This window comes from Flavobacterium sp. (assembly GCF_043756175.1).
Lineage (GTDB): Bacteria > Bacteroidota > Bacteroidia > Flavobacteriales > Flavobacteriaceae > Flavobacterium.
The window spans coordinates 1-5542 of the sequence record NZ_JAYURN010000049.1 but is presented as its reverse complement, the minus strand read 5'-3'; the positions used below and the strand labels follow the sequence as shown (position 1 = coordinate 5542).

Sequence of the window (5542 nt, the reverse complement as noted above, 5' to 3'; positions counted from 1 at the left end):
TGTTGCCGATAAGAAAGCCATCATTTTTGATATGATGATTGATATTGCTGAAAAAGAATATCAAATTGATATACGAAAAAACTCATCACCCGAACAATGGACCATTTTAAAGAACAACAAAAACAAACAGTAATGTTTGCCTGTACTTTGTTCGGGATAGATAGACAGGTTTATTACAGAAGAATAAAACGTCGAAGTATCAAACAAGATAAAGCGCAATTGGTTGTGAAAATGGTTTTAGAAATCAGAACACAAATGCCAAGAATTGGTTCCAAAAAGCTGTATTATTTACTAAATCAAGATTTAAAAACTTTAAAAATAGGAAGAGATAAATTTATTGATATTCTCAGAGCCAATCATTTACTGATAGTTCCAAAACGTTCTTATCATATCACCACAAACTCGCACCATCGCTTTAGAAAATATAAAAATAAGTTACTGGATTTACAAATAAATAAACCAGAACAAGTCTGGGTATCGGACATTACTTATATCGGAAAAAGTGAAAAACCTTGTTATTTAAGTTTGATAACTGATGCTTATTCTAAAAAAATTGTTGGTTATAATGTCTCTGATAATCTAAATACAGAAAGTAGTTTGGTTGCATTAAGATTAGCTCTAAAACAAAGGAAAAATAAAGAAATTCCTTTGATACATCATTCCGATAGAGGATTGCAATATTGTGCCAATGAATATCAAAAATTATTATGCAAAAATGAAATTCAACCCAGCATGACTCAAAACTCGGATCCATATGAAAACGCAGTAGCAGAGAGAATAAATGGCATTCTTAAACAAGAATTTTATATTGACAAATACAATAAAGACCTTCCAATTATGAAACAAATAATAAAAGAAACTGTAGCAATTTATAATGAAAAAAGACCTCATTTATCAAACCATATGCTAACACCAAATCAAATGCACGAGCAAAGTAAACTAATAATGAAAACCTATAAAACTAAAAACAGCATCAAAAAGGTTTTTGATGCTGTTTAATTTATCTATTTTGTCTAATAATCGGTATCGATTATTAGGACAAAACAAATAAAAAATTATTTTACTAAAGTTCTAGAAATTACTATTCTCTGGATCTCTGAAGTTCCTTCATAAATTTGGGTAATCTTAGCATCACGCATCATACGTTCTACATGATATTCGCTCACATAACCGTTTCCACCGTGTATTTGTACGGCTTCAATCGTAGTATTCATAGCCGTTTCCGAAGCAAAAAGTTTTGCCATTGCGCCTGATTGCGAAATGTCTTGTCCAGCATCTTTTTCGGTAGCAGCCTTAAGTACTAACATTTTTGCAGCCATAATTTGCGTGGCCATATCGGCTAGTTTAAAAGCGATAGCTTGGTGCTGAAAAATTGGTTTTTTAAATGCTACTCGTTCTTGTGCATATTTCAAAGCTAGTTCGTATGCTCCAGTTGCAATTCCCAGAGCTTGAGATGCAATTCCAATTCTACCAGCATTTAACACATTCATAGCAAAGCTGAAACCAAATCCGTCTTCACCAATTCTATTTTCTTTAGGGACTTTTACATCAGTAAACATCAACGAATGAGTATCAGAACCACGAATTCCCATTTTCTTTTCTTTAGGACCAATTTCAAAACCAGCCCAACCTTTTTCTACAATAAAAGCATTAATTCCTTTATGTCCTTTTTCGATATCAGTTTGTGCAATTACAATGTAAGTAGATGCAGTCCCTCCATTTGTGATCCAGTTTTTTGTACCGTTTAGTAGGTAATAATCTCCTTTGTCAATTGCAGTCGTTTTTTGCGAAGTCGCATCAGATCCAGCTTCTGGCTCAGACAAACAAAAAGCACCAATAACTTCCCCTTTTGCAAGCGGAACAAGATATTTCATTTTTAATTCTTCGCTTGCATATTTCTCTATTCCAGCGCAAACTAATGAGTTGTTAACAGACATCACAACTGCTGCCGAAGCATCAATTTTAGATAATTCTACCAATGCCATCGAATACGAAACACTATCCAATCCAGAACCTCCATATTTAGGATCGACCATCATTCCCATAAATCCAAGTTCAGCCATTTTTTTGACTTGCTCTGTTGGAAATTTAGAATGTTCGTCACGTTCTATAACGCCTGGTAAAAGTTCATTTACAGCAAAATCACGAGCTGCTTGTTGAATCATTAATTGTTCTTCGCTAAAATTAAAGTCCATTTTTATATCAGTATTTTATTTGTAAAAAATTTTAAAAAGTTTTCAAATATAGTTGATTAATATGAATTTTTCAAAAGGTTTTCCTAATTTTAACCCATGTTTAAGCACCACTATAATGTTTTAGGAGTAATGTCAGGAACTTCACTTGATGGAGTCGACTTGGCACACATTAATTTTTTTGAAGAAAATGGTAAATGGAGTTTCGAAATAAAAGAAAGTCAAACTATTAGTTATTCGGAATTATGGATAGACCGTCTTAAAAAAGCTGTCGATTTCTCTGATTTAGATTTAAAAAAAATAAACGAAGATTATACGATATTATTAGCCGAGATTATTTCTAATTTTATTAAAACCAATAAAATAGAAAATCTCGATGCAGTTTGTTCCCACGGGCACACAATTTTGCATCAGCCACAAAACGGATTTACTTTGCAAATTGGAAACCTTCCCAAAATTGCGAAATTAATAAATCAAAAAGTGGTTTGTGATTTTAGGGTTCAAGACGTAAACCTTGGCGGACAAGGTGCTCCGTTAGTCCCAATTGGAGACCAAATTTTATTTTCAGATTATGATTATTGTTTAAATCTTGGTGGATTTTCAAATGTTTCTTTTAGTGAAAACGGAAATCGAATTGCTTTCGATATTTCGGCAGTAAATACTGTTTTAAATTTTTATGCTAATAAACTAGGATACGATTATGATGACAAAGGAAAAACTGCTCGTTCAGGAAATGTATCTAATGATTTATTATCAGAATTGAATGCGTTAGATTTTTACCAAAAAAGCTACCCAAAATCACTCGGGTTTGAATTTGTAAAAACAATACTTTTTCCAATAATCGAAAAATATCAAATACCAATTCAAGATAAACTACGAACGTTTACCGAACATATTGCCAACCAAATTTCTTTGGCATTACCAAAAAAAACAGGTAGTTTATTTATTACAGGCGGAGGAGCTTATAATGATTTTCTAATAGAAAAAATACAATTGTTTTTACCAGAAATAAGAATTGTAATTCCAGATGCAAAAACTATCGAATTTAAAGAAGCTTTAATTTTTGCGTTACTCGGCGTTCTTAAACTTCGAAACGAAATTAATGTTTTAGCAAGTGTTACAGGAGCAAAACGCAATCATAGTTCAGGAGAAATTTATATGTATTAAGTTTTTTTTTAACAGAAGTTATAGCTCATAATTTGGCATATTTTTTTAATTTTGTATTAAAATTAATCCCTACTTAAAAAATCATGAAAAATTTCATTTTACCCTTTTTTATTCTGTTTTTATTTATTCAAACAAATGTTGCTACAGCACAAAATCAGTTCGAAACTGAAGGTGTAATAGTACCAAGAACTATAGAATTTCAAAATAAAACCCTCCAATTAAACGGTTTCGGAACTAGATCTAAAATGTGGGTCGACGTCTATGTGCAAGCATTATATCTTACAAGTTTGTCACAAGAGGCGCAATATATATTAGATAATGACACGGAAATGGGTATTAGAATTCAAATTCTTTCAAACTTAGTGTCATCAAAAAAACTGACCAAATCATTAAATGCGGGTATGGAAAAGTCTGTTGGAAAAGAAAATATGAAGCAGTTTGAATCCCAAATAGTATTACTGGAATCTATGTTAAGCACTGAGGATACTAAAAAAGGGGATGCTTTTAATCTTATTTATAATCCTATCGACACATCAATTTGGGTGTACAAAAACAATAAATTGCAAGGAAAAATTCCTGGATTTGAATTCAAAAAAGCTTTTTTCGGAATTTGGCTTTCTAACAATCCTGTAGATGAAGATCTTAAGAATGATTTGTTAGGGAAATTCTAATAAATACGATATAAAGGACTTGCTAAATAGCGCAAGTAGATTGCAAAAAATAGAATAAAGAAAAATATGTGTTTTAAAATTAGAAATACATATTTTTATTTATTCTATTTTTTATATTTGCGAAACAAAAAACAATACAAGAAACACATAAAATGAAAGATTTATTAAAGAAATTTGAAAATAAAGAACCAGAGGTAGTTTTTAATTGGAAAGATCCAGAAACCGAAGCAGAAGGTTGGACAGTCATAAACTCACTACGTGGTGGTGGTGCTGGTGGCGGAACTCGTATGCGTAAAGGATTAGATATGAATGAAGTACTTTCATTAGCAAAAACTATGGAAGTGAAATTTTCAGTTTCAGGACCAGCTATTGGTGGTGCAAAATCAGGAATTAATTTTGATCCAACCGATCCTCGTAAAAAAGGCGTTTTACAACGTTGGTACAAAGCGGTTTCTCCTTTATTGAAAAGTTATTACGGAACAGGTGGCGATTTGAATGTTGATGAAATTCACGAAGTGATACCAATGACAGAAGAATGTGGTGTTTGGCATCCACAAGAAGGAGTGTTTAACGGACATTTTAAACCAACAGAAGCAGATAAAATAAATAGAATAGGACAATTGCGTCAAGGCGTTGTTAAAGTAATAGAGAACACTACTTTTTCACCAGATATTGCAAGAAAATATACCGTTGCCGACATGATTACTGGTTATGGCGTGGCACAAGCCGTTCGTCATTATTATGATATTTATGGCGGAAGCGTTGTAGGTAAAAAAGCCATTGTACAAGGTTTCGGAAATGTAGGTTCTGCAGCTGCTTTTTACCTAGCAGAAATGGGTGCAAAAGTGGTTGGAATCATCGATAGAGATGGTGGTTTGATTAATGAAAATGGATTTACTTTCGAAGAAATTAGAACTTTATTTCTTAATAAAGACGGAAACAAATTAGTAGCAGACAATATGATTCCTTTTGATGAAATAAATGCTAAAATTTGGTCTATTGGTGCCGAAATATTCACGCCTTGCGCAGCTTCAAGATTAGTTGCAAAAAGTCAAGTAGATAGTATGATTGCTGCTGGTTTAGAAGTTATTTCTTGTGGTGCCAATGTGCCTTTTGCAGACAAAGAAATTTTCTTTGGTCCAATTATGGAAGAAGTAGATAGCAAAGTAAGTTTAATTCCAGATTTTATTTCAAACTGCGGAATGGCGCGTGTTTTTGCTTATTTTATGGAGAAAAAAGTCGAAATGACTGACGAATCTATCTTTAGTGATACATCAGATATTATTAAGAAAGCTATCGAAAAAGCACATGCTTTAAATTCAGACAAGAAAAACATTAGCGCAACCGCTTTTGAAATCGCTTTGAAACAATTGGTATAATTTTTGAAATTAATTTTCATAAAGACATAACAAATAAATAGTATTTTCGTTACTATATATTATTAAGAATATAATTATGGAAGTAGTAATATCAGCAGCAGACAAGAGGAAATCATTTGTAATAACTACAGTG

At 32.1% G+C, this 5542-nt stretch carries 5 protein-coding genes; 4 read left to right on the top strand and 1 reads right to left on the bottom strand.

Translation table 11 applies throughout. From position 1 onward, the window contains the following. The first annotated feature begins 96 nt into the window (after positions 1 to 96). Entirely contained in the window at positions 97 to 999 is a 903-nt protein-coding gene (locus tag ACH2BP_RS03070) for an IS3 family transposase (protein ID WP_395056898.1), read from the top strand. A gap of 56 nt (positions 1000 to 1055) precedes the next feature. Here ACH2BP_RS03070 and ACH2BP_RS03065 read toward each other — a convergent pair whose 3' ends face one another. After that, entirely contained in the window at positions 1056 to 2195 is a 1140-nt protein-coding gene (locus ACH2BP_RS03065) for an acyl-CoA dehydrogenase family protein (RefSeq protein ID WP_395056896.1), read from the bottom strand. A gap of 96 nt (positions 2196 to 2291) precedes the next feature. Here ACH2BP_RS03065 and ACH2BP_RS03060 point away from each other — a divergent pair, with 96 nt between their 5' ends. The 3 genes from ACH2BP_RS03060 to ACH2BP_RS03050 all read left to right on the top strand — a co-directional run bounded on the left by ACH2BP_RS03060 (position 2292) and on the right by ACH2BP_RS03050 (position 5409). Beyond that, a complete protein-coding gene (locus tag ACH2BP_RS03060) occupies positions 2292 to 3359 on the top strand; it encodes an anhydro-N-acetylmuramic acid kinase (RefSeq protein WP_395056894.1) in 1068 nt (355 codons plus the stop codon). 83 nt (positions 3360 to 3442) lie between these two features. Further along, positions 3443 to 4030: a chalcone isomerase family protein gene (locus ACH2BP_RS03055; RefSeq protein ID WP_395056892.1), complete on the top strand. Its 588-nt coding sequence runs from the start codon at positions 3443 to 3445 to the stop codon at positions 4028 to 4030. Between the two features lie 152 nt (positions 4031 to 4182). After that, the gene (locus ACH2BP_RS03050; RefSeq protein ID WP_395056888.1) at positions 4183 to 5409 is read left to right on the top strand and encodes a Glu/Leu/Phe/Val dehydrogenase dimerization domain-containing protein; all 1227 of its coding nucleotides are present in this window, start codon (positions 4183 to 4185) and stop codon (positions 5407 to 5409) included. Positions 5410 to 5542: the final 133 nt, after the last annotated feature.

Coding starts and splice junctions, on each gene's coding strand:
- ACH2BP_RS03070 (WP_395056898.1), top strand. CDS start 97: ATGGACCATTTTAAAGAACAACAAAAACAAACAGTAATGTTTGCCTGT.
- ACH2BP_RS03065 (WP_395056896.1), bottom strand. CDS start 2,195: ATGGACTTTAATTTTAGCGAAGAACAATTAATGATTCAACAAGCAGCT.
- ACH2BP_RS03050 (WP_395056888.1), top strand. CDS start 4,183: ATGAAAGATTTATTAAAGAAATTTGAAAATAAAGAACCAGAGGTAGTT.
- ACH2BP_RS03055 (WP_395056892.1), top strand. CDS start 3,443: ATGAAAAATTTCATTTTACCCTTTTTTATTCTGTTTTTATTTATTCAA.
- ACH2BP_RS03060 (WP_395056894.1), top strand. CDS start 2,292: ATGTTTAAGCACCACTATAATGTTTTAGGAGTAATGTCAGGAACTTCA.